Raw genomic sequence first — 26,301 nt, 5'->3', positions numbered from 1 at the left:
AGGAACGGCGCCATGTACGGCCCCCGCCATCGCCGGAGCGACCCCTACCGGGCCGGCGCCGGTGTCCGGGACGGCTGCTGCGCGGCGCGCTGAACGGAGCGGGTGAGGCCGGCCCCAGTCCCGCAGGGGCCGGCCTCACACCTGTGCTCAGGCTTCGGCGGCGTCGCGGCGGCTGATGCCGCGCGTTCCCCGGGGCCGGGCGGCGAGCACCAGCCCGCCGACGACCAGGACGAGCCCGGCGACCAGGCAGACCAGGGGGACCACCGTCTTGATCATCCCCGCGGAGCGGGCGCCGTCCTCGGACTTGTCCAGCAGGGCGCGGCGCGACTCGTCGGTCATCCGCAGGTCCAGGTCGGCCACCACCAGCCGGCCCGGGCCCTGCTGGGCCTGGAGCGTCGAGATGGTGTGCTGCCGCTGGTTCACCGGCGCGCCGGTGCGCGGGTCGATCCAGTAGGTGGCCTCCGCCTGGTAGTAGCGGTCGACGGCCACGTCGCCGCTGCCCGCGCCGAGGCCGAGCAGCCCGCCGGGCACGGTGCGCGCCGGCTCAGTGATCTTGGTGGGCGGGATGCGCTGGACGAACCGGTAGGTCCGCACCCCGTCGAGGGTCTCCTCGCCGGCGAAGGTCACCGGCCACGCCCGCCTGGTCTGCGAGTCGAACACCTGGTACCCGCGCTTGCCCACGTCGACCGGCCAGAACAGCCCGATCCCGGAGGGGCGGTTCAGCGGCTGGTTCTGGATGTGGGTGCCGCAGCAGCCGGTGAGTTCCCCGGAGCGGCGGTCGAAGGCCAGCCGCTGCTGGCGCATGTCCACCAGGACGTTGTTGTTCAGGTCCTGCACGGCGGCGAAGGAGTCCCAGACGGCGACGTCGTCGTTGCTGGCCCGCACGTCGCCGCGGACGGTGTTGGTCGCGGTGATCGTGGCGCCGGTGCGCGTCTGCAGCGCGCCGACGTCGAAGTAGGTGGCGTTGTCGGCCCGCAGCACGGTCTTGTTGTAGGTATCCGTCGGCGCGGCGATCAGCTGGGGAGCCACATGGAAGTGGACCATGGCGCCGGTGCCGAGGAGGAAGACCCCCAGTCCGACCAGGACCAGGCCGATGACGTGTCGCACTGCTGTCCTCCCGCGGCCTTCCGGCCGAACATCCATTGGATATAATATCCGAGAGAGTGTGACACACGTTACATCCTACGTCGAGATCCCGGGCGTATCCGGCACAACGGTCAGGGTGGCCGGAACCGGGAGACGAGATCCCGGAAAAGTCCCTCTGTGGGTGCGGGGTCCAGCAGGGCGGCGACACGAGGGAAGGTTAGACCGACGATTCCGGGACGGCATCGTGTGAACGCCACATTGTTCGGAATCGTGATGCGCATCGGTGACAGCCCGCCGGCCACGGAAGGGGCAGCTCCCTAAGAACTGACAGGCAACGGGGGATGCGCCGCCTTCGCATCACCATGTTGACGATCCGGTGCGGCTGCGGCCAGGGTCTGACCGTCAAAACTGGACACCACCGAGACGTGCCCGGGTGCAGCGGCGGGTGGTGTCCAGGCCCGATCCAACCGGCACCCCGTCTCGTGGGCTGCTTCCTCAACCCCGATGTCCATGGGGCCAGACTTCCATGCCAGGTCAGACGAGGTTGCCGAGGATGGTGTGGAGCCTGGTCCTGAGCTGGGAGAAGGAACTGGCGTCGGCGTTGATGGACCGGCGTTGGTAGCGGGATTCGACGTCGTGCCAGGTGGTGAAGAGAGCAGTCTGCTCCTTGCAGGTGATGTCGGCCAGGGCCATGGTTGTCTCGGCGGGGGAGACGTGGCCTTCGGCAAACCCCGCTTCCGCGCCTGCGCGCAAGGGGTCGTGGACGGTGTAGCCGCGGCCTTTCATGCACTGGGACCAGCGGGTCACGGCTGCGGCCACCCGGGGATCGGCGCGGGACTTGCGGAAGTCGTCCAGGTTCACCCGGTCGGCTACCCGGCTCAGGTATTCGAACGTGGGGGCTGCCGCCGGGACGCCGTTGATTGTCCGGGACGCCTCTGCGGCGCAGCCGCCGTTCCGGTAATCGGAGGGAGGCTGCTGCTGGTCGACGGTGCCGAAGATGACGGCGAGTTGGCTGGGGGAGAAATTCGGTTCCTTGAAGCCCGTTTCCGGGTCGGGCGGCAGCCGGTAGCCGAAACGGGTGGCGATGGTCTTATCGCTGATGCCGTACCGGCGGTCGAGAACTTCGGGATAGGCGGCGGACTGCGGAGGGAGGGGAAAGTCGACGCCGCTGCGCCGCGCGCACTCGCGGACCAGCACGTAGTAGCGCTGGTCGTACCGGCGCTGCTGCTCAGGGCTCAACTGGTAGTCCTGGACGGGCAGCCGCAGCCCCGCCGCGGACAGCCCGGCCGGAGTGGCGGGAGCAGGCTGCGTGCTCGGCGTGGCCTGCTGCGGCCCTGTCGAGCACGCGCTCGACAGGGCCACCAGAACCAGGCCCGGCACGAGCAGGGCCTGGGAAACGGTGAAGGCGGGCATTCGTTCTCTCAGGTCAGATGTACCGCTTGAGCGAGTAGACCCGCAGTTGGACGGCGCCTTGGAGAGACCAGATCCCGGAAAACTGGTTCATCATCGCCCAGGGGCCAGTGCAGTTCCCCTCGGGCCAGACCCCGGCCTTGAAGTAGGTGCTGGAGTTCCAGACACTCAGCGTATGGTCGCGGACCGGCGTGCCGTACCCTGCACCGTTCCCGTAGAACTCCTTGCCGTAGGTGCTGTAGCAGGCGTCTTCCGCAGGCTTGGCCCGGAAGACCGCCCCTCTGTAGCTGGGGAGGTAGTACAAGCAGACGTTGCCATCGGTGCACGGCTCGTCGGCCTGGGCGGGCGACGCGGAGAACATCAGCCCAGTGACCAGCAGTGCGGTCGCGCCGGCAACCGCCCCACCCCTCGTTTTCCAACTCCCCCTGGCTTTTTTCACTATTCCCCTTTCGGAATCGTAACCCAGCGGGAGAATTGTCGAAAATAGAAGTGTATTAAAGGTTAACGTGAAGGAAATTCTGGATTTATGGGGTTGGCCGGATCGGGCCAATGAAATTTACAACTAGGCGACCTGGACCGTGTAGAACGCGAGGCGGACGGGCCGGTCGCTGCCGAGCTCCAGGGTGAGGGAGCCGACCACGGGGGTGTGGTTGAGGTGGGCCCACGGGCCTTCCTCGGGCGCCTCGACGGCGATGGCGGTGAGCCCGAGGGGCGCACCGTCGTGGACGGTGATGGTGCCCTTGTTGGCGATGGTCAAGATGGCGCCGTCGTCGGTACGGACGGGGTAGGTGGCGCTGACGGTCGCGGTGCCGTCGTCGCGTTGCAGGCTCCAGTCCGCGCCGCCGGGCTCGATGGTCCCCGTGATGCGGCCGGTGACGGTGCCCCCGAGGATGGGGATGATGCGCCGCCGGCCGCCGGGAACGCGCCCGACCTCGATGGGGGCGCCGATCTGGACGTGGAGTTCGGCGAGCGGTTCGAGGGCCAGCGGCGGGTTGGTCATGGCGCTCTCCTTGTGATCGTCGAGGGGTCTGGATCCTCTCATCCGGGCGTAACGCAGGGGCATAGAGCCGGGTAGATGGCTGTTGACCAGGTAAAACGCCTATTTCGGCAAAGACGTGGGGGCGTCGGTATGTGCGGAATCTGCGGATGGATCGACTTCGATCGGGACCTTCAGGGGGCCTGGGACACGCTGCGCGACATGACCGCCACCATGGCGTGTCGCGGCCCGGACGACGAGGGGATGTGGCTGTCCCCGCACGGCGCGCTGGGCCACCGGCGGCTCGCGATCATCGACATCGAAGGCGGCCGCCAGCCCATGGCCGCCGGCGAGGAGGGCCGGGCGCGCGCCGTCCTCACCTACAGCGGCGAGGTCTACAACTTCCGGGAGCTGCGCGCCGAACTGGCCGCGCGCGGGCACACCTTCCGCACCGGCAGCGACACCGAGGTCGTCCTGCGGGCCTACCTCGAATGGGGCGCCGACCTCGCCACCCACCTCAACGGCATGTACGCCTTCGCGATCTGGGACACCCGGACCGAGGAACTGCTGCTCGTCCGCGACCGGATGGGCATCAAGCCGCTGTATTACTACCCGACCCCGGCCGGCGTGATCTTCGGGTCGGAGCCGAAGGCCATCCTCGCCAACCCGCTGGCGCGGCCGGTGGTGGACGCCGAGGGGCTGCGGGAACTGCTCACCTTCGTCAAGACCCCCGAACACGCCGTCTACCGCGGCATGCACGAGGTGCGGCCGGGCGGGATCGTCAGGATCGGCCGGGGCGGCCTGACCAAGGACCGCTACTGGAAGCTCGAAACACGCGAACACACCGACGACCTCGACACCACCGTCCGCACCGTCCGGGCCCTGCTGGACGACATCGTCGAACGCCAGCTGATCTCCGACGTGCCGCTGTGCACGCTGCTGTCCGGCGGCCTCGACTCCAGCACCGTCACCGCGCTCGCCGCCCGGGCCCTGCGGGAGCACGGCGAGGGCGACCTGCGCTCGTTCGCCGTCGACTTCGTCGGCTACACCGAGAACTTCAGCCCCGATGAACTGCGCGACACACCCGACGCCCCGTTCGTCTACGACCTGGCCCGGCATCTGGCGCCCCTCGGCGTCCGGCACGAGGACATCGTCCTGGACTCCGCCGCGCTGATGGACCCGGCCGTGCGCGACGCGGTGCTGCGGTCGCGGGACCTGCCCGCGGGCATCGGCGACATGGACACCTCGCTGTACCTGCTGTTCAAGGCGATCCGGGAGCAGTCCACGGTGGCGCTGTCGGGCGAGTCGGCCGACGAGGTCTTCGGCGGGTACCGCTGGTTCCACGACCCCGAGGCGGTGCACGCCGGCACCTTCCCGTGGCTCACCGCCCCGGCGGGTGGGCAGTTCACCGGCCTGCAGCACGTCCTCGGCGCCGACGCCGCGCGCGAACTGGACCTCCCCGGCTACCGGGACCGGCGCTACCGCGAGGCGCTGGACGAGGTGCCTCGGCTGCCCGGCGAGACGGGCCTGGAGGCGCGGATGCGCGAGATCAGCTACCTCCACCTCACCCGGTTCGTGCAGCTCCTGCTCGACCGCAAGGACCGCATGAGCATGGCCAGCGGCCTGGAGGTGCGGGTGCCGTTCTGCGACCACCGGCTGGTGGAGTACGTCTTCAACAGCCCCTGGGCGATGAAGACCTTCGACGGCCGGGAGAAGAGCCTGCTGCGCGCGGCCGCCGCCGACGTGCTCCCGAACTCGATCCTGGAGCGCCGCAAGAGCCCCTACCCCTCCACCCAGGACCCCGGCTACGAGAAGGCGCTCCGCGAGGAGGCCACCCACCTGCTGGCGAGCGGCCACGTCGCCGCGTCCCCGCTGATCGACCTCTCCCGGGTCCGGGCCATGCTGGAACGCCCGCAGAGCGGCAACGACCACGACGTCCGCTCGACGCTGGAGGGCTTCCTGCAGTTCAACACCTGGCTGGAGGAGTACCGCCCCCAACTCGCCGCCTGACCCGAGCCCGCATGGAGAGGGACGGAGTACCCACCGGTGACCGACTATTGCCAGGGCCGGGACTGTACGTTCTCCGGAACTTGGCCATCGGCGACCAGTGCTTCGGCGAGCGACGTTTCGGCTGCCGCCGTGGTGGTGGTGATCTGGCTGAGGAGCTTGGGAGGCATGGTTCCGCGTCCCAGTCCGGAGGCGTCCAGAAGCCTGCTCAGCGTGCTCTGCACGGAGGGGGAGATCCGAGGCGGGCCGGAGGGGCGGATGAGGATGTCTCGCGCGGCGTAGGCGTCCTTCGTCCGGAGCGCGTCGGCCTCGATCGCCAGATCCATTCGCCGGTCCGGCTCTCCGTCGGCGAGGTCGAGCATGGTGAGGCCGAGCCGGGTCCTGAACAGTACTTGGCGGGGGGAGCGGTCATCGAGCGCGAGGTAACTGTCCGTGAGTGTCGCGTTCGGGACGTCGTGGCCGGTCAGGGCTTTGAGGGTGGTCGCGACGGCGGCTTCCCACGGAGTGGGCGTGGGGGTGGCGTTCAGGAGATCGTCGGAAGTCCTGGTGTCGCCGAGGGTGTGGTGGGCGATGATCCCGATCTGGCGGCCGTCGAGTAGACCATGACCGACGCCCTTGTGGTCATGAAGGTGTTGGAGGGCTTGGTCCCAGTGTCCGGCTCGGGCGAGGGCGCGGGTCCCGTCGGTCAGGAGCACGGTCCACAGCCATCGGACGACTTCTCGATGGTCGTCCGGCGTTCGGGTGAGGCCGTCGAAATCGGCGGAGATGCCTTCGAGGCGGATGGCCGCCTGGTGACGAACCGCGGTGAACAACGTGTTGATCAGGTGGTGACCAGCGGCTCCGTCGCCGTCGCGGGTGCGGAGGCGGCCGAGGTTGATCAGGGGCTGAAGGGCCAGTTTCGCAGTAGCGGCGTCGAACGGGCGGGCGTCGTGGAAGAGCACGAACTGGCGGCTGCATAACTGGTGGGCGAGGTCGGGCAGGCCACAGTCGCTGGCGATGAGCGCGGCGAAGTTGAGGGCCTGGGCCGCGGAGGTGGCGGCTTGGTCCGATCCGCTGTGGGTAGCGGTGTCCGCCAGGTCGGCGACCTGGCGGACACGCACCTCCAACGGGTGGCAGGGAGGCGTGGGGCGGGGCACGAGGGGGAAACGGCGGGCGATGTCCTCACGTAGCGCCGGGATCCGGTTCACCAGGTGACGGTCAGCACGGAGTTCGGTTTGTCGATGACGGTGCCGGCCGTGGGCCAGGCGGGTTTGAGGTAGGCGTCGATGCGGGGAGTGGTGTCGCGGTGCTCGTCGTCCCACCTCTGGATCTGCTTCAGGAGCACCTGGGTCAGGGCGTCGCCATGGGGTCCGTGGGCGCGCACTCCCAGCTCGAACACCGGCCGGTCGTCTGCGGAGTCGGGGTCTTCCGGCTCAGCGGACCGGATCGTGAGGTAAGCGAAGGAGTCGGTCGAGTTGGTGAGGGCTGCGCCGCCCCACCGGAAGGCGGGGGTCGCGAGGTCGCTGGTGACGGCATCGGGAGCGGCGATGATGCGGCAGAAGCCGGGGCTGGTGGTGGCCAGCCACAGATCGAGTTCCTGGAACGGCTGTCCCGACCGGAGGGTCACTCCGGACCAGGTGCGGGTGGACGCCCGGGTGAGAGCGTCGGACATGGGTTCGGCCGCGGCGGTGCGGCCTTCGCTGAGCAGGAGGCTGACTCCGTCGGCGAGGGTGAGCGTGGGTTCGTCTCGGGCGCCGATGCCGCGCATGGCCAGGAACCCACAGGTGATCATGGAGCGGCTGGTGAGGTGGTCGCCTGCGTGGTCGAAGGCGATGGCTCGGCTGGTGCCGCCGATGATCCGCAGCGGGACGACGAGCCTCCCCGTGGGGGTGAGCTGCTGCCACCAGGCGGGCGGTAGATCCCAGGCTCCGGCGGTGACGATGATCCGGTCGTAGGGGCCGCCGGGTGCGTGGCCTTGTGCGCCGTCGGAGGTCAGCACTTCGACGTGGGTGAATCCGGTGGCGGCCAAGGCGTTGCGTGCTCCGGCGACGACGTCGGAGTCGATGTCGACGGTGACGACGTGACCGGTCGGGCCGGTGAGAGAGGCGAGCAGGGCGGCGTTGTAGCCGGTACCCGCGCCGATTTCCAGGATCCGCATTCCGGGCCGGACGTCGAGCTGTTCCAGCATCGCGGCGACGACTCCGGGCGCGGAGGCCGAGCTGAGCGCCACGCCACCGGCGTCGCGTTTGGTCACGACGGCGTCATCGGGAGCGTAGGCCGTCCCCAGCGGCGTATTCGGGACGAAGGGGTGGCGGGGCACCGCCCGCAGCGCCGCCTCCACCTGGGGAGAGGTGACGGTTCCTCGGGTGAGCAGGAGGTCGACGAGGCCGGTGTGGAGCTGGTCGGCGGTGGCTCGGGTATCGGTGCTCATCGTGGGAACCTACCTTCGGTCGTGGTGCTGAACGGGGATCGAAACGGACCGGTCGCAGGCGGCATGAGCAGGGCCGCGGTCCAGGTGGCCGGGGTCGCGGGGTCGGCGATGTCGGCGAGGAGCATGGCGATTCCGGCTGCGCCGATCAGGAGACCGGGCTCGTCGGTGACCGTCCCGTGGTCGGAGTGGGGGAAGAGGAACGAAAGCCGCGGGTCGTACTGTGCGATCAGCTCGCTGAGCGCGGTGTCCGCGGTGCTGGTGCTGCCCGCAGCGCCGGCGCACAGCAGGACTCCGGCGGTCCCGTGGCAGAGCGTGGCGCCTTCGGTATCCCATTGGCCGGGGCGGGCGGCGAGCGCGTCGATCGCGGACCGGCCGACGCCGACCACGTCCGGGGCGGCGAGCGCCTGGCCAGCGGTGTGGAGAGCGATGCCGATGCCGGGGGCTCCGTAGCACCAGGCGTCGCGGCGGCCTCGGGCGCTGGGAGCGGTGGCGGTTGCGGCGAGGTCGTCGGCGGTGATCTGGGGCGGCCAGCTGTCGCCGTCGCGCCAGGCCAGCAGCCAGTCGGACGCTACCCGGATCGCCTCCGCGTGCCGGATGGAGCCGTGGCCGGTGAGCTGGCAGGCGGCGAGGAAGGCGAGAGGCCCGGCGATGCCGTGAGCGAGGCCGGTGTTGGCGGCATCGACGTTGTGCGGGTCGGCGAGCGCGGCGGGGTTCTGCGGGGCGGGCCGCCACCAGCCGGGCCGCGTTCCGTCCGGGGTTTCGATCATGGCTGTGAGGGAGTCCCGCGCGGCGTGCAGGCCCGGTTCGGCGTCGGGGTTGCCTGCCTGGGCGGCGACCAGGAGAATCCTGCCGATCCCAGCCAGGCCGTTGATGACGTCGAAGGTCTGCCACGGAGTCCCCGCATCACCGGCGTTCCGCCGGTCGCGCTGCCAGGCCGCCATGGCGGTGGCCCGGGAGGCCAGCCATCGGACCGAGCGGCCGATCGAGGCGTGATGGCGGCCGGGGTCGGGCAGGTAGGGGACGCCGAGGACGAGGGAAGCGGCCAGAGCTCCGGTTCCGTTGAACACCCCACCGGTCCGGGGCGGGGTCTCGATGTTCATGCGGGCGGCGCGGGCCCAGTGCGCGTCGGCCGCGCCCGCGAACCGCCGGTCGTGCCGGGATAGCCGGGCATGCAGGAGCGCGGTGCCCGCCAGCCCCCGGGACAGGGAGGTCGCGGCGGGCCCGGTTGCGGCGATGATCGGGGCAGGGTCGATCAGTCGATCGGCGATGGCGAGGGCCGTCTCTGCGGGATCGACGACGCTGGTCGTGAGTGGAGTGACGGTCATCGGGACGAACCTTCGGTGAGGTGGGCGCGGTAGGCGATCAGGTCGGCGGCCGATGCGCGGACCAGCGATTCATCGCTCGGGGTCAGCCGGTTGCAGTGCATGTGGATCAGATCGGAGGCGATCGTCTCGTCGGGCTGGGAGAGCGCCGCGGCATAGGCGTCCAGCGCTGCTTCCCACCTGTCCCCGAACACCGGGGCGGTCCGGCGGACCTGGTGCCGCAGCGCGTTCATGCGGCGGTGGTCGGCGCGGTCGAGACGCCGGTGCAGGAACACCGTTCCGCCGCCGACGCGCAGGGCGATCTCGGCAGCGGCGTTCGCGGCGGCGGCGAGGTGCTGCTCGTACCGCCGGGTGGTCGACAGGAGGTGCAGGACGAGACGGCTGTCGGCGTCGAAGAATCGTTCGGCGGCGGTGACGGCCGCGGGTCCGCCGTATCGTTCGGTCTCCTGCTCGTACGGTTCGATACAGAACCCGCTGGTCAGCCGCTGCTCCTGCTGATCGGCTGCCCACAGTGACAGCGACGGCAGCAATGCCCCGTACAGCCGGGCCGGGTCGCCGTGGAACCGGATCCGCAGGTGCTCCCCGCGGCGGCTGTCGTGGTAGCGCAGCCAGAACCACCGATCCCAGTCGGTGGGGGTGTCCTGAATCCAGCGGCTGAGCGAGGCCAGGATCGGTTCGTGGCAGGCGGCCGGTGCCTGGATCGCCAGCGACAGCCATGGCCCGCCCGGCAGGTACAGGCCGTCTCGCGCGCGGCGAACCGGCGGTGCGGGCCGACCCGGGTGGCTGTTCTGCGGGCCGGTACGGTCCAGGGAGACGACCAACTCCAGGAGGTGGTCACCGTCGGGGCCGGGGATCACCGCTCCGGATCGGGCCATGCCGGGCGGTGCGGTGACGGCGGCCAGGCCTCGCCGAACATAGCGGCGCAGAAGCCCCCGGTCGTCGGCTCGGTCTAGGTCCAGGGCCAGTTGCCGGTCCGAGTCGTCGGTGACCACCACGTCGGGAAGATGCGGCACCACCGTGGCCCGCCACGACGCCAGTGCGCGTTCCCACTGTTCGGCGCTGGTCGCCGCCGAGATCAGATGGCGAGGCAGGGTCCAGCGAGCGGTGGTCAGCCAGGCCCCGCGGTAGCGGACGGCGGGGGTGAATGGCGCGCTGAGGTCTCCCCAGGACCAGCAGTGCCAGGGCCGTTCTCCCGAGTGCCCGGCCATCACCAGGAACTGGGCGGCGGCGGGTAGGAGCGGCAACGCGATCCGGCTGTAGAGGACGGGACGAACCGGCCGATCCAGAACCTGCGACCACACGATGAGCCGGTGCCCGTCGGAGAACACCGTCAGCGCCGCCACATCGAGGTCACCCGGCCGCGGCGGGACTCCGACAGGGATCCGGAAGGGCGCGACCCCGGTCTGCGTGGCGACCGAAGCGAGGGAGGTCAGCCGGGGACGGACCACGAGTTCGGCGTCGACGGCCCCGGCCACCGCCTCACTTTCGGGCGGAGCAGGAACAACGCCGAGCAGCGGGGAGAACCGGCCGCTCGTCGATCCCGCGTCCTGCGATCCTCCGGACACCGCGACCTGGAACGAGCAAGCCGCCGTCGGTTCGGCCAGAAGCCGCAGATAGATTTCAGCCGTACGCGGCGCGCTTGCGGGACGGTGGTTGGTCAGCCGGTCCACGGCCGCCTCGTCCAGAACGATCTCAGTCCGCCCCTGGGCCGCGGCGTCGGTCATGAGCCGGGCCAGCGCAGCGGACCGGGCGGGGTCGTCGGCGCCGGCTCCGATCGCCTCCGTCTCCTCGACCGGACCCAGGCCGACGACGGGGTCCAGGAGCTCCAGGAGGGGCACGGCCCGCGCGGTGCCGTAGCGGGAGAGGAACCGCTGATGGTAGCCGTCCAGCGGATCGGTGCCCCATCCGATCCGCCACAGGACGCTCGCGGTCTCTGCGGCTACGTGGGCGATGCGGGCGGGCAGCGTCACGGTGGCGTCGGCCGCGGTGTCGACCCGCAGAGTCCGATCGGCCGGCAGGAGGTCGCGGGCGTTGGCCAGGGCATCGGTGAGGAACGTCAGGCGTTCCGGGGTGCCCGGGCGGTGCCGGTCGGCCTCGGTCAGGAGTTCGCGAAGCCGCTCCAGCCGCCGGCGATGGGGTGAATCCGGGGGTAACCGGTGCAGCAGGTGCCCGAGCGGGTCGGCGCGTGGATCGTCGGGGATGAGGTCGTGGAGCAGGAAGCCCCGGTCCAGAAGTTCGCGCAGCAAACGCTGTGCCGGGCCGGCAGGCCACCGTGCCGCCAGTTCGGTCAGGACCGTCGTGACGCGACTCCCTCCGCGGCAGGTTTCAAGGACGAACCGGGTCACCTCGGTGGCGCGGATGCTCGTCGTCCGCGCCGCGCCGTCGTCGATCGCGGGCTCGATCTCGTAGCGGTCTCCCCGCATGATGATGAGGTTGCTGGTGGTCACCGTGGCCTCGCTCATGCCATCAGGGCCGTTGATGACCTCGTTGACCAGCTTGTTCAGCCATCCGGGGTCGGGGTAGGTGACGGTCTCATGATCGGCACCCATACGGAGGTTCGCGGTCGCGGCGAAGGAGGCTTTGGTCACGCCCGCGAACACGCCGTGCGGGGTGGTGCGGGTCTGTGCCCTGATCCGATAGGCCCTCCAGGTCAGCCTCCCCACCTCGCCGTGTTCGGCCGCCTCGCGGGCCGAGGAACTGGCCAGAGTGATCGCCTCGTCCAGCAGCGGATGAGCCGGGCCGACGCAGTCGCGGCCCGGTTCAGGGAGAAGAGGAATGCGAGCAAGGGCACGGGGTCGGGCGGTGAAGATCGGACGGGCCACAGCCCACTCTCCTTAAGGGCCGTGGCCCGTCTCATCGGGAGGGGTTAGCTCTGCGGGTCGGGGTAGCGGCAGGCGGGCTGCGTGCCGCAGCCGTTGTCGGTGATGCTGTCGACGGCCAGGAGGTCGTCGGCGACCGTCCGGGCATCGAGGTCGAACAGATCGGTGGTGAGGTCGTCCAAGACCTCGCTGCTGGTCTTCATGGTCACTTCCTCTCTTCGCGGCGCGGCGATCGTGCTGCTCCGGTCTCACCGGCGCGCCGCCGGCCAGGGGACCGAAGTCCTCCACGGGAAGACGCCCCGCTGCGAGCCCGTCATCGTCGGTTCCCATGCGGAGCAGACGCCTGACGGTCGCAGTCCGCCGGAGCTCCCGGTGGGAGGCCACGCGGCCCATGTGCAGATGGTCTCCGGTCCGGTACCGGAAGTGTGCTCTCAGTGAAGACCGTGTCAGCGGGGGCGCCTAGAGGAGACGAGAGGAGGTGGCCATTCGTGCGGCGTAGGCTCGCGATCATGACGACCTCTCATGTCGAAGTCCATGTGACCGCCGGTTCGCGGAAAGAGGCCGAGAAGATCGCCAGAACCGTGGTGGAGAGCCGGGTGGCGGCCGGCGCGCAGATCACCGGGCCGATCGTGTCCACCTACTGGTGGAAGGACGAGGTGCAGCGCGAGGAGGAGTACTTGATCCTCATGAAGACCACCAGGTCACGCTTCGGTGACCTTGCGGCGGTGGTGCGGGCCGCTCACTCCTACGAGGTACCGGAGATCGTGGCCGTGCCCATCGAAGATGGGCTGGGCGACTACCTGGACTGGATCACGCGAGAGACGGCGGGGCCGCGGCCGGGCGCATAGCCGCGTACTCCGAGCGGAACTCCCGGGCGGCCTGTGCCTTGGCGGGACGGAACTCCGACACCACCTGGTCCAGCCGGTCCCAGCCGAGAGGGAACGCCATCTCCGCCGTGGCGGCCAGAGCCGAGCGGGCGTGCGTGACGGCTTCGGCGACATCGCCCAGCCGGAACCTGGCCAGTGCCAGATCGGCCTTCACCACGCACAGCTTCTTGACCTCGGTGTCTTGGCCCACATGTGCCACGATGTCGTCGATGGCCTCGACCGCCTCGTTCTCATACTGGATGCGTGAGTAGACCGACAGGCGCATGGAGGCGAACCGGCCGGAGTCCAGGAAACAGGTCCAGGGGCGTGCGTTGATGTCGGCGAAGGCGTAGACCTCGGTCGCCTGCTGGATCGACTCCAGCGCCGTCTTGCGGTCGCCGAGCACGGCCGACTCCTCGGCGTGACGGGCCAGCAACCAGGCACGGGTCGCCGCATCGGCCTCGCCAAGGTGACTGAGGGCGGAGGCGGCCAGGCGGACGCTGCGGGCTGTGTCGCCTCCGGTCATATAGGTGCGGTATCCGTCCATGCAGGCACCGACGGCAGGATCCGTGGCGTGGCGCGCGACGAAGCCGGCCACCTGGGAGATGGCGGTGGCCCGGGCGGCGTCTCCCAGCTCCCAGGCGAACCACGCGCCTAGAATGGCGCTCTCCCCGGCACTGACGGCCAGGCGACGACGCACCAGCTCAGGGGGCCCGGCTTCAAGGAGCGCGCTCACCTCGTTCAAATGGGTGATCAGCGCGGGGTACAGGAGCCGGGCGGGGTAGTGCTCCTCCAACCGGTGGAGCCCCCTGGTACGGGCCTCCAGGTGGGTGACGGTCACTTCGTCGGGCCGGTCACCGCCGCGCAGAGCACGCATCAGACGTTCGGCCGGGTCCAGCGCAACGCCGCTTGACGCCACTGCGGCGAGTTGTAACAGAGTTCGTCGGTCCACGCGCTGCGCAAGCCTCCCCACCGTCCAGGCGAGTACGAGCAGATCACACCCCAGCCCGAGTTCCTGATCCAGGACACCGACCCCGTACTTCTCCCACACCCGGCGGTACAGTTCGCCGTACACGGGGCCAGGCCGGTGCTGACCGCTCTCATGGAACCGGATCTCCCGGATGATCGAACTACGGGAGGGAAGAGTGGCGCGCACCTCCGGGTCTGCAGCGAGTTCCAACTCCTTCGCCAGCCGGTTCTGCGACCAGACCAGACGCTCCCGCCGTAACCGGATCTCTCGTGCCCACTCGGGCCGCCGACGCATCTTCCCCGCCTTCGCTCGGGTGGGCCGAAACTCATCATCACTCATGTAAAGACCGCCAGCAGCCAGGGCTTTCAGGGTTCTCCTCCTACCTCCTCCAGTCTCCTCTCCCCAACGCTCCGCCGCAGGATTTCGCTGTCTGTGACAGATCCGGTACTAAAAGAAGGCGCTGTGGATTTGTAGTTACCGACCCTGGAGAGCGCGAATGGTTCTTGACCTTGGCCCGCGAGGGGATCGAGCGGGCATGGCGGGTGCATCGCCGAGATGTACCTGGCGAACGAGGAGTGAGCGACATGGGCGAGCGCAGGGCGTGGGCCGGTAAGCGGGCCGAGGTCATGGGTCGTCCGGGTGCCGGGGCGGCGTACGAGGCGGCGCGGATCCGGTTCGAGCTGGGTGAAGCCGTCCGGCTACGGCGGGAGGAACTCGGGCTGACGCAGGCGCAGTTGGCCGAGCGCGCGGGGCTGAAGCAGCCGGCGGTGGCCCGGTTCGAGGCCGGTGGCACGATGCCCACGATCCCGATGCTGGAACGCCTGGCCGAGGCGCTGGAGATGCGGCTGAGCGTCCGGTTCCAGCCGCTGCGCGACGCAGGCTGACCGGCTCGGCCCGAAGCCGAGGAGCGATTGCGCGGAACTCCTGAGCGGCCGGCGCCTTGGCCAGGTGGAACACCGGTCATCGCCTGGTCAGGCTGGTCCTGGCCGAGTGGTCACCACGCACGGATTTTCGACCTTGGTGCCCGGACCCACCTGCGCCGCGCCTTCGTTGACACCGATCAGGGCCGGGGATACTTTGCCCGGGACATACCGGACGGTCGGTATGGACAGGAGGGGCCGGGAGCATCATGAATTGCGATCTCGCGCCGATGCCGCCGGGACCCACCGGCAAGATCCATGAGAAGGGGCTGTGCGGATGAGTCCGGTCGAGACCGTCCGGGGCGCCGTCGACAGCGCCGAGCTGGGCCGGACCTACATGCACGAGCACGTTTTCGTGCTCACCGCCGACGTCCAGAACAACCACCCCGGCGAGTGGGGTGACGAGGACGAGCGGGTCGCCGACGCGGTCGCCAAGCTGCGGGCGCTGGCCGCGCAGGGCGTCCGGACGATCGTCGATCCGACCGTCATCGGGCTCGGCCGGTACATCCCCCGGATCCAGCGGGTCGCCGAGCAGGTGCCCGAGCTGAACATCGTCGTGGCGACCGGCGTGTACACCTACGACAGCGTCCCGTTCTTCTTCCACCACCGCGGCCCCGCCCTGGGCGCCGGGGTCCCCGACCCGATGGTCGACATGTTCGTCGGCGACATCACCGAGGGGATCGCCGGCACCGGCGTCAAGGCCGCGATGCTCAAGTGCGCGATCGACCGCGAGGGGCTGACGCCCGGGGTCGAGCGGGTGATGCGCGCCGTCGCCCGCGCCCACCACCTGACCGGCGTCCCGATCACCGTGCACACCCACCCCGGCCGGCGCACCGGAGCCGAGGTCAAAAGGGTCCTGTGCGAGGAGGAGGGCGTCGAGCCGGCCCGGATCGTCCTCGGGCACAGCGGCGACACCACCGACTGCGACCACCTCGCCGAACTCGCCGACGCCGGGTTCGTCCTGGGCATGGACCGGTTCGGCATCAACGTCGGCACCACTTTCGAGGCGCGCGCCGACACGCTGGTGGAGATGTGCCGGCGCGGCCACGCCGGGCGCATGGTGCTGTCGCAGGACGCGGCCTGCTACATCGACTGGATCGACCCGGGCGCGCTGGCGTTCCTGCCCCAGTGGCACTACCTGCACCTCGGCGAGGACGTCCTGCCCCACGTCCGCGAGCGCGGGGTGACCGAGGAACAGATCACCGCGATGCTCGTCGACGTCCCACGCCGCTTCTTCGAAGGCCCCCGCTGAACCGGGAGAACGCCCTGGAGGTTCCGTGAGTCATCCCCCCTCAGCCGCCGACATGACCGCCCGGGCCCGGGAGTTCCTGGCCGCCCACGACCCGGCCGCCATGGACCGCACCGAGTTCCTGCGGGCGTGCTTCGACGCCGGGCTGGCGTGGGTGCACTACCCCGAGGGGTTGGGCGGGTCGGGGCTGCCCCGCGAACTCCAGCGGGCGGTCAACGAGGCCTTCGCGGCCGCCGGGGCACCGGACAACGATCCGCGGCGGATCGGCATCGGCCTGGGCATGGCCGCGCCGACGATCCTCGCCTTCGGCACCCCCGAGCAGCGGGCCCGGTGGCTGCGGCCGCTGTGGACGGGGGAGGAGGTGTGGTGCCAGCTGTTCTCCGAACCCGGCGCCGGATCCGACCTGGCCGCCGTCGCCACCCGGGCGGTCCGCGACGGCGACGGGTGGGTGGTCAACGGGCAGAAGGTGTGGACGTCCATGGCGCACGAGGCCCGCTGGGGCATCCTGGTGGCCCGCACCGACCCGGACGTCCCCAAGCACCGCGGCCTCACCTACTTCGCCTGCGACATGACCGACCCGGGCGTGGAGGTCCGGCCGCTGCGGCAGCTCACCGGCGAGGCGGAGTTCAACGAGGTGTTCCTCACCGACGTGCGGATCCCCGACGCGCACCGCCTCGGCGAGGTCGGGGACGGCTGGCGCGTCGCGCAGACGACCCTGATGAACGAGCGGGTCGCGATCGGCGGCGGGGCCGCCCCCCGCGAGTCCGGGATGATCGGCGTGGTCGCCCGCACCTGGCGGGAACGCCCCGAGGCGCGCACCGCGGCCCTGCACGACCGGCTGCTGGGCCTGTGGGTGACGGCCGAGGCCGCGCGGCTGACCGCGCTGCGGATCGGCCAGCAGCTCGCCGCCGGCCAGCCGGGCCCGGAGGGGTCGGCCGCCAAGTTCGCCTTCGCCTCGCTCAGCCAGGAACTCTCCGGGCTGGAACTGGAACTGCTCGGCGAGGAGGGGCTGCGCTACGACGACTGGACGATGCGCCGCCCCGACAGCGTCGAGTTCCTCGGCCGCGGCCCCGGCTACCGCTACCTGCGAGCCAAGGGCAACTCCATCGAGGGCGGCACCTCGGAGATCCTGCGGAACATCATCGCCGAACGGGTGCTCGGCCTGCCGGGCGAGATCCGGGTCGACAAGGACGTCGCGTGGAAGGACCTGCCCCGATGAACGCCGACCTGCTGTACGGGGAGGACGAGGACCAGCTGCGGGCCGCCGTGCGGGAACTGCTCGCCGACCGGGCACCCTGGCCGGCGGTGCTGGCCCGCACCGAGAGCGCCGACCCCTACGACCTGGACCTGTGGCGGGCGCTGGCCGGCGACGTCGGCTGCGCCGGGCTGCTGGTGCCCGAGGAACTCGGCGGGGCCGGGGCCACGCTGCGGGAGGCCGCGGTGGTGGCCGAGGAGACCGGCCGGGCTGTCGCGCCGGTGCCGTTCCTGGGCAGCGCCGTGACCGCCACGGCCCTGCTGCTCGCCCTCCCCGGCACCGAGGAAATGTTGCGCGAGCTGGCCGAGGGCCGGAGCACGGCGGCCCTCGCGGTGCCGTTCACGACCCCGCCGCACGCGGAGTTCCCGGGGACGGTGACCGCCGACGGCGACCGACTGACCGGCCGGATCACCAGCGTCGCCGACGCGCTGCCCGCCGACGTGCTGCTGGTGCCCGCCGGCGGCGCGCTGTACGCCGTGGCGGGCGCGGACACCACCCGGACCCCGGTGACGTCGCTGGACATGACCCGCGCGCTGTGCGACATCGACCTGGACGGCGCGCCGGGCCGCCCGCTCGCCACCGGGGACGCGGCGCGGGACGCCCTGGCCCGGGCGTTGTCGTGCGGGGCGGCGGTGCTGGCCTCCGAACAGCTCGGGCTGGCCGAACGCTGCCTGGAGATCACGGTGGAATACGTCAAGGGCCGGTACCAGTTCGGCCGTCCCGTCGGCTCCTACCAGGGGCTCAAGCACCGCCTGGCCGAGCTCTGGGTCGCGATCACCCAGGCGCGGGCGGTGGCCCGCTACGCGGCGTCCTGCGCGGCTGGCGACGACGCCGAGACCACGGCCGACACCGCGGTGGCGGTCGCCGTCGCCCAAGCCCACTGCAGCGTCGTCGCGGTGCGGGCAGCCGAGGAATGCGTGCAGATGCACGGCGGCATCGGCTTCACCTGGGAGCACCCCGCCCACCTGTACCTCAAACGCGCCAAGAGCACCGCCCTTGCCCACGGCACCCCGGGCCGCCACCGCACCGACCTGGCCGCCCTGATCGACCTCGCCCCGGCCTGACGGGCCGCGACCCTCCTCCGGCCTTACTGGTCGCCGCCCCACCCACAGGCGAGGCCCGGTCCAGGGGACGGAAGACGGGCGGAAGGTCTCGTTGGGTTCGACGATGAGCGGGGCGAGTTCGCGCCCGCCGAGGCAACGCAGGCTGCACGGGGCCGGTGGGCGGTGTTCGCGGTGCCTGCTGCTGCGGATCGGCGCTGGTTTCGGCCCGGGTTTTCCGAGTGGGCGGGCGACCCAGGGCCGGCTGTCCCGGGCCGCCCGCCGGTCGATCAGGAGTGCGGCGGGCCGGTGAAGGCGAAGTAGCCGCCGAAAGCGCCGCCCGGCTGCTGGATGTTGCCGTACAGCACGCCGCCGCGGCCCAGCACGACCAGCTCGTCGTCTGCGGTGCGGCCCGCGGCCGGTGCGGCGCCGGTCGAGGCCGGGTTGCCGACGGCCACGCCACCCAGCCGTACGTAGCCGCCGAACAGGCCGTTGAACGGGCGGCGGTTGGCGTAGATCGCGTTGTCCTGGCCTCGTACGAAGTACTGCAGGCCCCGGTCGGGCGTCACCGAGACGGCGATGTCGCTGGTGGCGACGCCGCCGAGGCTGAGCCATCCCGGGTTGGACACCTTGAAGTCGTAGCCGAAGACCTCCCCGTTGGTGGCGCGGGCGAAGACCTCGTCGCCCCGGAACTGCGGCAGGCCGCCCATGCCGGTGAGCGTCACGTCACCGAGGACCCGCAGATCACCGACCGGCTGCCATGCGCCCACGTTGCCGCCGAGGTCGATGATGACGTTCTCCACCAGCATGTTCGGGCGGCGGGCGACCACCCGGATGGTCTCCGGTCCGATCAGGGCGGCCTGGATGTTGCTGGTGACCAGATCGCCGATCTTGCGCCAGCCGGTCCATCTGCCGGAGCTGAGCAGGTTGGTGTACACGCCTCCGTCGTCGAACCCGCGGGCGAAGACCGCGACGTCGGTGGCGCCGGTGGCCTGCCGCCGGACCGGGACGGCGGTGATCTGGCTGGAGATCAGTAACCCCGGGATGACCGCGTAGCCGGTCGGGGTGGTGTTGTCGCGGACCAGGTACGTGTACGCCTGGTTGTCGAATCCGCGAACGAACGCCCGGGCTCCCTCGGGGGTGCCGACGCCCGTCGGCGAGTCCCTGACCTGCCCGCCCAGCGAGATGAACGGTCCGAAGCCGTTCGAGGCCGGGAATCCCTGGCTGAACAGCAGGGAGGAGTCCTGGCCCCGGGAGAAGACGAACCGCCCGTTCGGGTCGACCGCCGGTGTCGTACCTTGCGTGACGTCGAACGGCAGCGGCGGCGCGGCCGCGTGTGCCGGTACGGCCAGGGCGATGCCGGACCCGAGGGTGGCGACAGCCGCCACCAGAGCACCGGCGGCGCGGAGAAGCCCCCGGCGCCACCATCGTTGGATCATTTCGTTTCGTGCCATTCCTGGCCCTCCTTCGGGGTGCTTGTGCGCCAGGGGTTCGCGCACCACCACCCGCCCGGATTGGCCCTGCGGATATGACCCATTTCACACTGGTGTGCCCGAAGGGGGGACTGCCAGAACCAGGACGAGCGGTGCCCGGTCGGCCATGGAATGTGCCCTGGCTCGGTTGTTCGGATGGATGTAGGAGTTCGTGGCCGAAGAGATCGAGTTGGAGGACTGGACATGAGCACCACCTGGTTCGTCACCGGCGCTTCTGGTGGCCTTGGCCTGGAGATCGCCAGGCAGGCTCTTGCCGAGGGGGACAACGTGGTGGCCACCGCCGATGACCCCCGTGCGGTGTCGGACGCGCTCGGCGCCCATGGGGTCGGGGCCGGTGACAGGGCCCTCGTCCTGGGCCTGAACGTCGACGACCGGAGCCAGGCGCGGGCGGTCGTCGATCGTGCGCTGGAACGCTTCGGGCGCATCGACGTCCTCGTCAACGGCGCGAGCCGGGGGCTGGTGGGCGCGGTGGAGGAGACCTCCGACGCGGAGGCCCGTGTCCTGTTCGACACGAACGTCTTCGGGCTGCTCAACGTCACCCGGGCCGTCCTGCCGGCCATGCGGGCGGCGCGGTCCGGCACCGTCGTCAACGTCAGCCCGGTGGGCGGCCGGGTCGGCCGGGCCGGGTGGGGGGTGGACTGCGCGACCAGGTTCGCGGTCCAGGGCCTGACCGAGGCCCTGGCGCTGGAACTGGCTCCGCTGGGCGTCCGCGTCACCACCGTCGAGCACGGCCCGCTGCGCACGGACTGCCTGGACGGCTCCGCCCCGTGCCACGCCGCCACGGTGATCGGCGACTACACGGCGACCTCCGGGGAGTCCCGTGTCCGGGCCCGGGCGGGCGGCCGCGCCCGGGTCGGCGACCCCGTGCGGGCCGCGCAGGTGGTGCTCGCCGCAGTCCGGGGTGCCTCCCTGCCGATGCGGCTCCCGCTGGGGAGCGCCGTCGTCGAGGACATCGGGGCGAGGCTGGTCGCCACCGCCGGGATCCTGGGCGACCGGAGCGAGGCGGCCCTGTCCGTCGACCTGCCGGACGTCGGCCGGGCGGGCGTCGCGGCCCGGCGTCAGCGGGCCGGGCGGTTCTCCGAGCCGGCCCCGGCCGCCGCGTCCCGGTTCGCCGCCCAGTCCGCCAGGGCCCGCAGCTTCTCCTCGGACGGGGAGCCGGTGTCGGCCGTGTAGAGGGTGAGGGTCAGACCCGGGTCCGCCGGCGGGATCAGCGACTCGTAGTTGATCATCATGATGCCCACCGCCTCGTGGCGGAAGCGCTTGGTGCCGTGGGTGTGCTGGAAGATCCGGTGTTCGGCCCAGACGCGGGCGAACTCCTCGGAGCGGGAGCACAGGTCGTCCACCAGCCGGGCCATCGAGGCGCGGTGCTCGGGCGGACCGACCGAGACCCGGCCGGCCGTGAGCCGCAGGATGGCCGCCATCTGGGAGCCGATCTCCTCCCAGTCCGGGAAGACCACGCGGGCGCGGGGGTTCAGGAACATCCACCGCGCCGTGTTGCGCTCGCCTGGCGGCATCGCGTCGAAGTCGTCGAAGAGCACCTTGCCCATCCTGTTGATGGCGACCACCTCCAGGCAGGGGCCGTGCAGGACGGCCGGGGTCGGGTCGAGCGCGTCCATCATCATGCGCATCGCCGGCCGGGCCTTCCGCGGCCCGATTTTCGTTGGCTGGACGGGGGCCGTTCCCGGCTGGGCCATGTCGAACAGGTGGCGGCGCTCCATCCCGTCCAGCCGCAGGGCGTCGGCCACGGCCGAGAGCACCTGCGCGGACACGTTGGGCGCCCGGCCCTGTTCGAGCCGGGTGTAGTAGTCGACGCTCACCCCGGCCAGCATGGCGATCTCCTCGCGCCGCAGCCCCTGCACCCTCCTGGCGTTCGAGTTCCGGGGCAACCCGACCTCGGCCGGCGTCAGGGCCGCGCGGCGCGAGCGGAGGAAACCCGAAAGGTCTGCCGCACGTGCCATGGCTCCCATTATGGCCGCCCGAATTCAAGGGTCCGGTAAAGAATTCACGCGTTCCGGACACCCCTGCTGCGGGCCGGCGCCCGCGCGGGCGCCGGCCTCCGATTACATGCCCCGCCGCATCATCCGCTGCCGGCGGGCGGCGACGGCCGATCCGGACTCGCGGCGCGCCATCCGGCGGAGCACGACCGGGGCGAGCGCGCACCCCGCGACCGCCCACAGGCCCAGGACGCCGGCGGTCTCCAGCTGCCGCCAGGACCCGCCGACCTCGGCGGCGGCCAGCGCCTCCGGCAGCATCGCCGAACGCAGCCCCAGCCCCAGCCAGTAGACCGGGAAGACCTGGGCGATCCACTGCAGCCATTCCGGGAACGTGCCGATCGGATAGAACACGCCCGAGACGCCCATGAGCATCATCAGTGGCAGCGAGACGAAGCCCACGCCCTGCGCGTTGTCGGACAGCGAGCCGACGATCGCGCCGATCGGCAGCAGGGCGACCAGGCCGAGCGCCACCACCCAGACCAGCGTCAGCCAGGACGACACGCCGCCCAGCGCGAGCCCCTCGAACAGGAACGCCGCGGGGACCAGCGCGATGAGCAGCCCCGCCACGGCCGCGGCAGCCCGGCCGAGCACCTTGCCCGTGAGGTAGCCGACCATGCCGTTCGGGGTCGCCTTCGCCCGCAGCAGGGTGCCGTCCTCGCGGTCCATGGTCAGCGACAGCGCGAGGGCCAGCATCGTGTTGAACACGACGGTCATCCCCAGGATGCCGGGGACGGACTGCGAGCCGAGCGAGAAGCCGGTGCCCGGCACCGTGTTGCCCCGCAGCATGAACATGACGATCAGGCCGATGATCGGGAAGAACAGCAGCGACCAGAGGTCCTGCGCGCTGCCCAGGCTCTGCCGGAGCTCGATCCGGGCGCGCTGCAGGCCCGCCCGGGCGGCGACCGCGTTCGGGTTCATCGGGCGACCTCCGTCAGCTCGCTCGGCGCCTCGGTGCGGCGGCCGGACTCGAACTCCCGCACCAGCGTCATGTAGACGTCTTCGAGGCGCACCTTGTGCACCTCCAGGTCGCCGATGGCCGCGCCGTGCTCGGCGAACAGCTCGCGCACCCGGCCGGTGGCGTCCTCGACCGACTCCACGTGCGGCTCGCCGTCCCGGGTGTAGCGGATCTCGCTGCGGCCGGAGACCTGCCGGGAGAGCTCCGCCGCGCCGCCGTCGGCCACGATCCGGCCGCCGGCCAGGATCACGATCCGGTCGGCCAGCCGCTCGGCCTCGTCCAGGTCATGCGTGGTGAGCAGGATCGAGGTGCCTTCGAGTCCCGACAGGCGCTGTACCAGTTCGTGGAAGTCGCGCCGCGCCTCCGGGTCGAAGCCGACGGTCGGTTCGTCGAGGAACAGCAGGTCCGGCCGGCCCACCAGCCCGACGGCCACGTCGAGCCTGCGCCGCTGACCGCCGGAGAGGGTGCCGATCACCGCGCCGGCATGATCGGTCAGGCCCACGAGGGCGAGCAGCTCGTCGGTGCCGTGGGGCCGGGGGCGCCGCGGCGTGGCGTAGGGGGCGTAGAAGCGGCCGAGATGGTCGATCAGCTCGCGGACCCGCCACCTGCCGTGGTCGCGCCAGGACTGCAGCACGATGCCCAGCCGGGCGCGCCACGCCTCGTCACCGTCGTCCGGGTCGACGCCCAGCACGCGCACCTCGCCGGCCGAGCGGCGGCGGAACCCCTCCAGGATCTCGACGGTGGTCGTTTTGCCCGCGCCGTTCGGGCCCAGCAGGGCCACCACCTCGCCCGGGTGCACCCGCAGGTCCACCCCGTGCAGCACGTCGGTGGAGCCGTAGCGCATCCGCAGGCCGCGGGTCTCCACGGCGAGTTCGGTGTCCGGGACCGCCGGGGGGTCGGGTTCTCCCGGTGGGGAACCGGTTCGGTGAACATTCATGCTTCAATTTTCTCATTGAAGTTCCTAATTGAGAGTTTGAGCTTTACAGCCCCGATATGATCAGTACGTGACCGTTAAACCCTCAACTACCGGAAGGGGAACCCGCGAGAGGGCGCTGCGCCCGATTGATCTGGCGCGGCTGGTGGGGGTCTCCGCCCAGCAGATCCGCAACTACGTCGACGCGGGCGTCCTGCCGCCCACCGAGCGGACTCCCGCCGGCTACCGCAAGTTCGACGGCCGGCACCGCGCCGCCCTGATCACCTACCGGGCCCTGGCGCAGGGGTACGGGTGGGACACCGCCCGGTCGATCATGCAGGCGGTGAACGAGGACGACCCCGCGCTGGCGCTCGCCCTCGTCAACGCCGGCCACGCCGCGTTGCACGAGCGGCGGCTCTCCCTCCATGCGGCCGGCGAGGCGCTCGAGGCGATCGCCGGGCAGTCCCTCGACGCCTCGGCGGTGCCGCACGCGGGCCTGCGCGTCGGGGAGGTCGCCGGCCGCCTCGGAGTGCGCACCTCGGCGCTGCGGCTGTGGGAGGCCGCCGGGCTGCTGGCGCCGCGGCGCGAGCCCGCCACCGGCTACCGGCGCTACGGCCCGGCCGACGTCCGCGACGCCCGGGTGGTCCACCTGCTGCGGCAGGGCCGGTACCCGGTACCGCAGATCAAGGCCGTTCTCGACGGCCTGCACCGCACCGGCAGCACCGAGGCGCTGCGGGCCGTCATCGCCGAGCGCCAGGCCACCCTGACCCGCACGGGCGTGGCCATGCTCGAGGCCGACGGCCATCTGCACGGCTACATCGCGGCGGCCCCGCCGGGGAGCGCCAGTGCCTCGTTCGCCGGCGGTTCCGGGCGGGATCGCGCGCCCGACGATCGCGCGCGCTGAGGCGCCGCTCGAAGCGGTCGGAGCTATGTCCGGGATGAGTATTCTTCCTGGTAGGAGCCGGTCCATGTGATCAGCGCCGGCGTCGCCACCGCGCTCCGCGAGCCGAACCCCACCATGGTGCCCACCGTGGCCTCGCTGCGGCGCCTGCACTGACCTGCGCACGGAAGCCGAGCATCGAGAGGGGTGTTCCATGCGGAAAGCCGCCGTTCTCCGCTGGCCGAGATCGCTCCGCGCACGGCTGACGATCCTCGTCACGCTGGTGGCGATGTGCGTTTTCGTGCCGGGGGGTGTGATCGGCGCGCTCATGGCACGCCACACGCTGGTCGAGAGCGCATGGCGGCATACCGGGGAGACGGCCTCGCAGACCGCGGCGGCGGTCCGGCACGGCACGACGCGAGGCGCCACGGTGCCGGGCGGCCGGGGCGTCGACCTGGTCCAGGTGGTGGTACCCGGCCGGAAGGTCGTCGCCTCCTCGCCCGCCGCCCGGGGGCTGCCGCCGATCGCGGGGGTCTGGCCCGGGCCGGACCGGCCGGAACGCGACGTGCAGGTGTGCCCGCGGGCCGAGGGCGGCTGCGTGCGGGTCTCGGCGGTGCGGGTGTCGTCGGCTCCCGACTCGCCGGTGGTGTACGCGGGAGCGCGCGTCCCCAACGCCGTGGCCACCGGCATGTTCGACACGCTCTTCGCGGCCCAGGCCCTCCTGCTGATCGCGCTGGCGGGGTGGGGCGCGTGGAAGATCACCGGTCGGGCGCTGCGGCCGGTGGAGGACATCGGCGCCACCCTGAAGCGCATCAACGTCAACCACCTCACCGACCGGGTGCCCGAACCCGCCGGGCAGGACGAGGTCGGCCGCCTGACCCGCGTCGTCAACGACACCCTGGGACGCCTGGAAAAGGCGCTGGAGCGGCAACGGCAGTTCACCGCCGACGCCTCGCACGAACTGCGCACCCCGATCGCCGGCCTGCGCGCCCAACTGGAGGAGGCCCGCCTCCATCCGGAGCACACCGACCTGAACGAGCTGCTGGACCGGGTGCTCCATGACGTCGACCGGATCCAGTCGATCACCACGGACATGCTCCTGCTGGCCCGGATCGGTGCGGGTACCCCCGAACCGCTGGAGACCGTCGACTTCACCGAGCTCGTCCGGGCCCACCTGCTCCGCCGGGTGGACGACCCGCACCCGGTGGACCTGTACCTGGAACCCGGTGTGACGATCAACGCCTCTCCGGACCTGGTCGACCGGGCCGTCGCCAACCTGCTCAGCAACGCCCAGCGGCACGCCGAGCGCACCGTGGAACTCCAGGTCCACCGCAACGAGGACCACGCCGAACTCATCGTCTCCGACGACGGGGCGGGCGTCCCCGAAGCCGACCGGGAACGGATCTTCCAGCGGTTCGTCCGGCTCGACACCGCCCGCAGCCGCCAGGAGGGCGGCACCGGCCTGGGGCTGGCCATCTCCCGGCACATCGCCTGCGCCCACGACGGCAGCCTCCATGTGGAGGATTCGCAGCTGGGCGGGGCGCGCTTCGTCCTCCGGCTGCCCCTGGAGCCGTCCGCCGACTGAATCGGCCACCCGGATTCCCACCTGCCGGACAGTCCGCCCCAGAGCTGTATGCGGACTTGTATACAGCGCTGCATCCAGCTCGTAACGGCCGGGAAACAGGCGCTTGGTCCCATGCACCCAGAAGGCGACGGGTCGCGTGAGACGAGGCGAG

General features: G+C 71.2%; 23 protein-coding genes. 9 read left to right on the top strand and 14 right to left on the bottom strand.

All coding sequences use genetic code 11. From position 1 onward, the window contains the following. Positions 1–147: 147 nt before the first annotated feature. From DPM19_RS04825 to DPM19_RS04810, 4 genes are all read right to left on the bottom strand, one after another. Entirely contained in the window at positions 148–1,107 is a 960-nt protein-coding gene (locus tag DPM19_RS04825) for a DUF3068 domain-containing protein (RefSeq protein ID WP_158566700.1), read from the bottom strand. Between the two features lie 513 nt (positions 1,108–1,620). Next, the gene (locus tag DPM19_RS04820; RefSeq protein WP_111863563.1) at positions 1,621–2,499 is read right to left on the bottom strand and encodes a hypothetical protein; all 879 of its coding nucleotides are present in this window, start codon (positions 2,497–2,499) and stop codon (positions 1,621–1,623) included. Positions 2,500–2,512: 13 nt separating this feature from the next. Beyond that, a complete protein-coding gene (locus DPM19_RS04815) occupies positions 2,513–2,935 on the bottom strand; it encodes a peptidase inhibitor family I36 protein (RefSeq protein WP_158566699.1) in 423 nt (140 codons plus the stop codon). Between the two features lie 123 nt (positions 2,936–3,058). After that, the gene (locus tag DPM19_RS04810; RefSeq protein ID WP_158566698.1) at positions 3,059–3,496 is read right to left on the bottom strand and encodes a DUF3237 domain-containing protein; all 438 of its coding nucleotides are present in this window, start codon (positions 3,494–3,496) and stop codon (positions 3,059–3,061) included. 75 nt (positions 3,497–3,571) lie between these two features. Between DPM19_RS04810 and asnB the strand changes: the two genes are divergently transcribed. Beyond that, positions 3,572–5,482 carry an asparagine synthase (glutamine-hydrolyzing) gene (gene asnB / locus DPM19_RS04805; RefSeq protein ID WP_325050195.1) on the top strand — a complete coding sequence of 637 codons (1,911 nt, stop codon included), beginning with the start codon at positions 3,572–3,574 and terminating at the stop codon, positions 5,480–5,482. 44 nt (positions 5,483–5,526) lie between these two features. On the opposite strand, the gene DPM19_RS04800 is transcribed toward asnB, so the two are convergent. From DPM19_RS04800 to DPM19_RS35140, 5 genes are read right to left on the bottom strand one after another with little or no spacing between them, the layout of a single operon-like run. After that, positions 5,527–6,666 (bottom strand): hypothetical protein, encoded by a 1,140-nt coding sequence (locus tag DPM19_RS04800; protein ID WP_111863559.1) that lies wholly within the window; start codon positions 6,664–6,666, stop codon positions 5,527–5,529. Then, positions 6,663–7,889, bottom strand: coding sequence for a methyltransferase, FxLD system (fxlM, locus tag DPM19_RS04795; RefSeq protein WP_111863558.1), 1,227 nt, complete (start codon positions 7,887–7,889; stop codon positions 6,663–6,665). Before fxlM ends, DPM19_RS04800 begins: the two co-directional genes overlap by 4 nt. After that, the gene (locus DPM19_RS04790) at positions 7,886–9,214 is read right to left on the bottom strand and encodes a lanthionine synthetase C family protein (RefSeq protein WP_111863557.1); all 1,329 of its coding nucleotides are present in this window, start codon (positions 9,212–9,214) and stop codon (positions 7,886–7,888) included. The genes fxlM and DPM19_RS04790 overlap by 4 nt, the downstream gene beginning before the upstream one ends. Further along, the gene (locus tag DPM19_RS04785) at positions 9,211–12,033 is read right to left on the bottom strand and encodes a lantibiotic dehydratase (protein ID WP_111863556.1); all 2,823 of its coding nucleotides are present in this window, start codon (positions 12,031–12,033) and stop codon (positions 9,211–9,213) included. The genes DPM19_RS04790 and DPM19_RS04785 overlap by 4 nt, the downstream gene beginning before the upstream one ends. A 44-nt stretch (positions 12,034–12,077) precedes the next feature. Next, positions 12,078–12,233 carry a hypothetical protein gene (locus DPM19_RS35140; protein WP_158566697.1) on the bottom strand — a complete coding sequence of 52 codons (156 nt, stop codon included), beginning with the start codon at positions 12,231–12,233 and terminating at the stop codon, positions 12,078–12,080. Between the two features lie 306 nt (positions 12,234–12,539). Between DPM19_RS35140 and cutA the strand changes: the two genes are divergently transcribed. Further along, positions 12,540–12,878, top strand: coding sequence for a divalent-cation tolerance protein CutA (cutA, locus tag DPM19_RS04780; RefSeq protein ID WP_111863908.1), 339 nt, complete (start codon positions 12,540–12,542; stop codon positions 12,876–12,878). On the opposite strand, the gene DPM19_RS04775 is transcribed toward cutA, so the two are convergent. After that, a complete protein-coding gene (locus tag DPM19_RS04775; RefSeq protein ID WP_146778742.1) occupies positions 12,841–14,205 on the bottom strand; it encodes an XRE family transcriptional regulator in 1,365 nt (454 codons plus the stop codon). The genes cutA and DPM19_RS04775 overlap by 38 nt on opposite strands. A 245-nt stretch (positions 14,206–14,450) precedes the next feature. Between DPM19_RS04775 and DPM19_RS04770 the strand changes: the two genes are divergently transcribed. The 4 genes from DPM19_RS04770 (at position 14,451) to DPM19_RS04755 (ending at position 18,354) form a co-directional block, all read left to right on the top strand. Further along, entirely contained in the window at positions 14,451–14,750 is a 300-nt protein-coding gene (locus tag DPM19_RS04770; protein WP_111863554.1) for a helix-turn-helix domain-containing protein, read from the top strand. A 313-nt stretch (positions 14,751–15,063) separates the two neighbouring features. Then, positions 15,064–16,038 (top strand): phosphotriesterase family protein, encoded by a 975-nt coding sequence (locus DPM19_RS04765; RefSeq protein ID WP_111863907.1) that lies wholly within the window; start codon positions 15,064–15,066, stop codon positions 16,036–16,038. 52 nt (positions 16,039–16,090) lie between these two features. After that, the gene (locus DPM19_RS04760) at positions 16,091–17,254 is read left to right on the top strand and encodes an acyl-CoA dehydrogenase family protein (protein WP_111863553.1); all 1,164 of its coding nucleotides are present in this window, start codon (positions 16,091–16,093) and stop codon (positions 17,252–17,254) included. Then, entirely contained in the window at positions 17,251–18,354 is a 1,104-nt protein-coding gene (locus DPM19_RS04755) for an acyl-CoA dehydrogenase family protein (protein ID WP_111863552.1), read from the top strand. The genes DPM19_RS04760 and DPM19_RS04755 overlap by 4 nt, the downstream gene beginning before the upstream one ends. 266 nt (positions 18,355–18,620) lie before the next feature. On the opposite strand, the gene DPM19_RS04750 is transcribed toward DPM19_RS04755, so the two are convergent. Beyond that, positions 18,621–19,784, bottom strand: a complete 1,164-nt coding sequence (locus DPM19_RS04750) for a hypothetical protein (protein ID WP_146778741.1) — start codon at positions 19,782–19,784, stop codon at positions 18,621–18,623. A 222-nt stretch (positions 19,785–20,006) separates the two neighbouring features. Between DPM19_RS04750 and DPM19_RS04745 the strand changes: the two genes are divergently transcribed. Beyond that, positions 20,007–20,996 carry an SDR family NAD(P)-dependent oxidoreductase gene (locus tag DPM19_RS04745; protein WP_111863550.1) on the top strand — a complete coding sequence of 330 codons (990 nt, stop codon included), beginning with the start codon at positions 20,007–20,009 and terminating at the stop codon, positions 20,994–20,996. On the opposite strand, the gene DPM19_RS04740 is transcribed toward DPM19_RS04745, so the two are convergent. The 3 genes from DPM19_RS04740 to DPM19_RS04730 all read right to left on the bottom strand — a co-directional run bounded on the left by DPM19_RS04740 (position 20,882) and on the right by DPM19_RS04730 (position 23,709). Beyond that, complete coding sequence (locus tag DPM19_RS04740) at positions 20,882–21,781, bottom strand: helix-turn-helix transcriptional regulator (RefSeq protein WP_158566696.1); 900 nt, start codon at positions 21,779–21,781, stop codon at positions 20,882–20,884. The genes DPM19_RS04745 and DPM19_RS04740 overlap by 115 nt on opposite strands. Before the next feature lie 102 nt (positions 21,782–21,883). Continuing rightward, complete coding sequence (locus DPM19_RS04735; protein ID WP_111863548.1) at positions 21,884–22,735, bottom strand: ABC transporter permease; 852 nt, start codon at positions 22,733–22,735, stop codon at positions 21,884–21,886. Continuing rightward, entirely contained in the window at positions 22,732–23,709 is a 978-nt protein-coding gene (locus DPM19_RS04730) for an ABC transporter ATP-binding protein (RefSeq protein WP_111863547.1), read from the bottom strand. Before DPM19_RS04730 ends, DPM19_RS04735 begins: the two co-directional genes overlap by 4 nt. A 67-nt stretch (positions 23,710–23,776) precedes the next feature. On the opposite strand from DPM19_RS04730, the gene DPM19_RS04725 reads away from it, so the two are divergent. After that, positions 23,777–24,589, top strand: a complete 813-nt coding sequence (locus DPM19_RS04725; protein ID WP_111863546.1) for a MerR family transcriptional regulator — start codon at positions 23,777–23,779, stop codon at positions 24,587–24,589. A 190-nt stretch (positions 24,590–24,779) separates the two neighbouring features. Beyond that, positions 24,780–26,150 (top strand): HAMP domain-containing sensor histidine kinase, encoded by a 1,371-nt coding sequence (locus tag DPM19_RS04720; protein ID WP_111863545.1) that lies wholly within the window; start codon positions 24,780–24,782, stop codon positions 26,148–26,150. The last annotated feature ends 151 nt before the right edge of the window (positions 26,151–26,301 follow it).

Origin of the sequence: Actinomadura craniellae (genome assembly GCF_003289645.1) — a bacterium.
GTDB lineage: Bacteria > Actinomycetota > Actinomycetes > Streptosporangiales > Streptosporangiaceae > Actinomadura_D > Actinomadura_D craniellae.
This window is presented reverse-complemented; position numbering and strand designations above follow the sequence as displayed.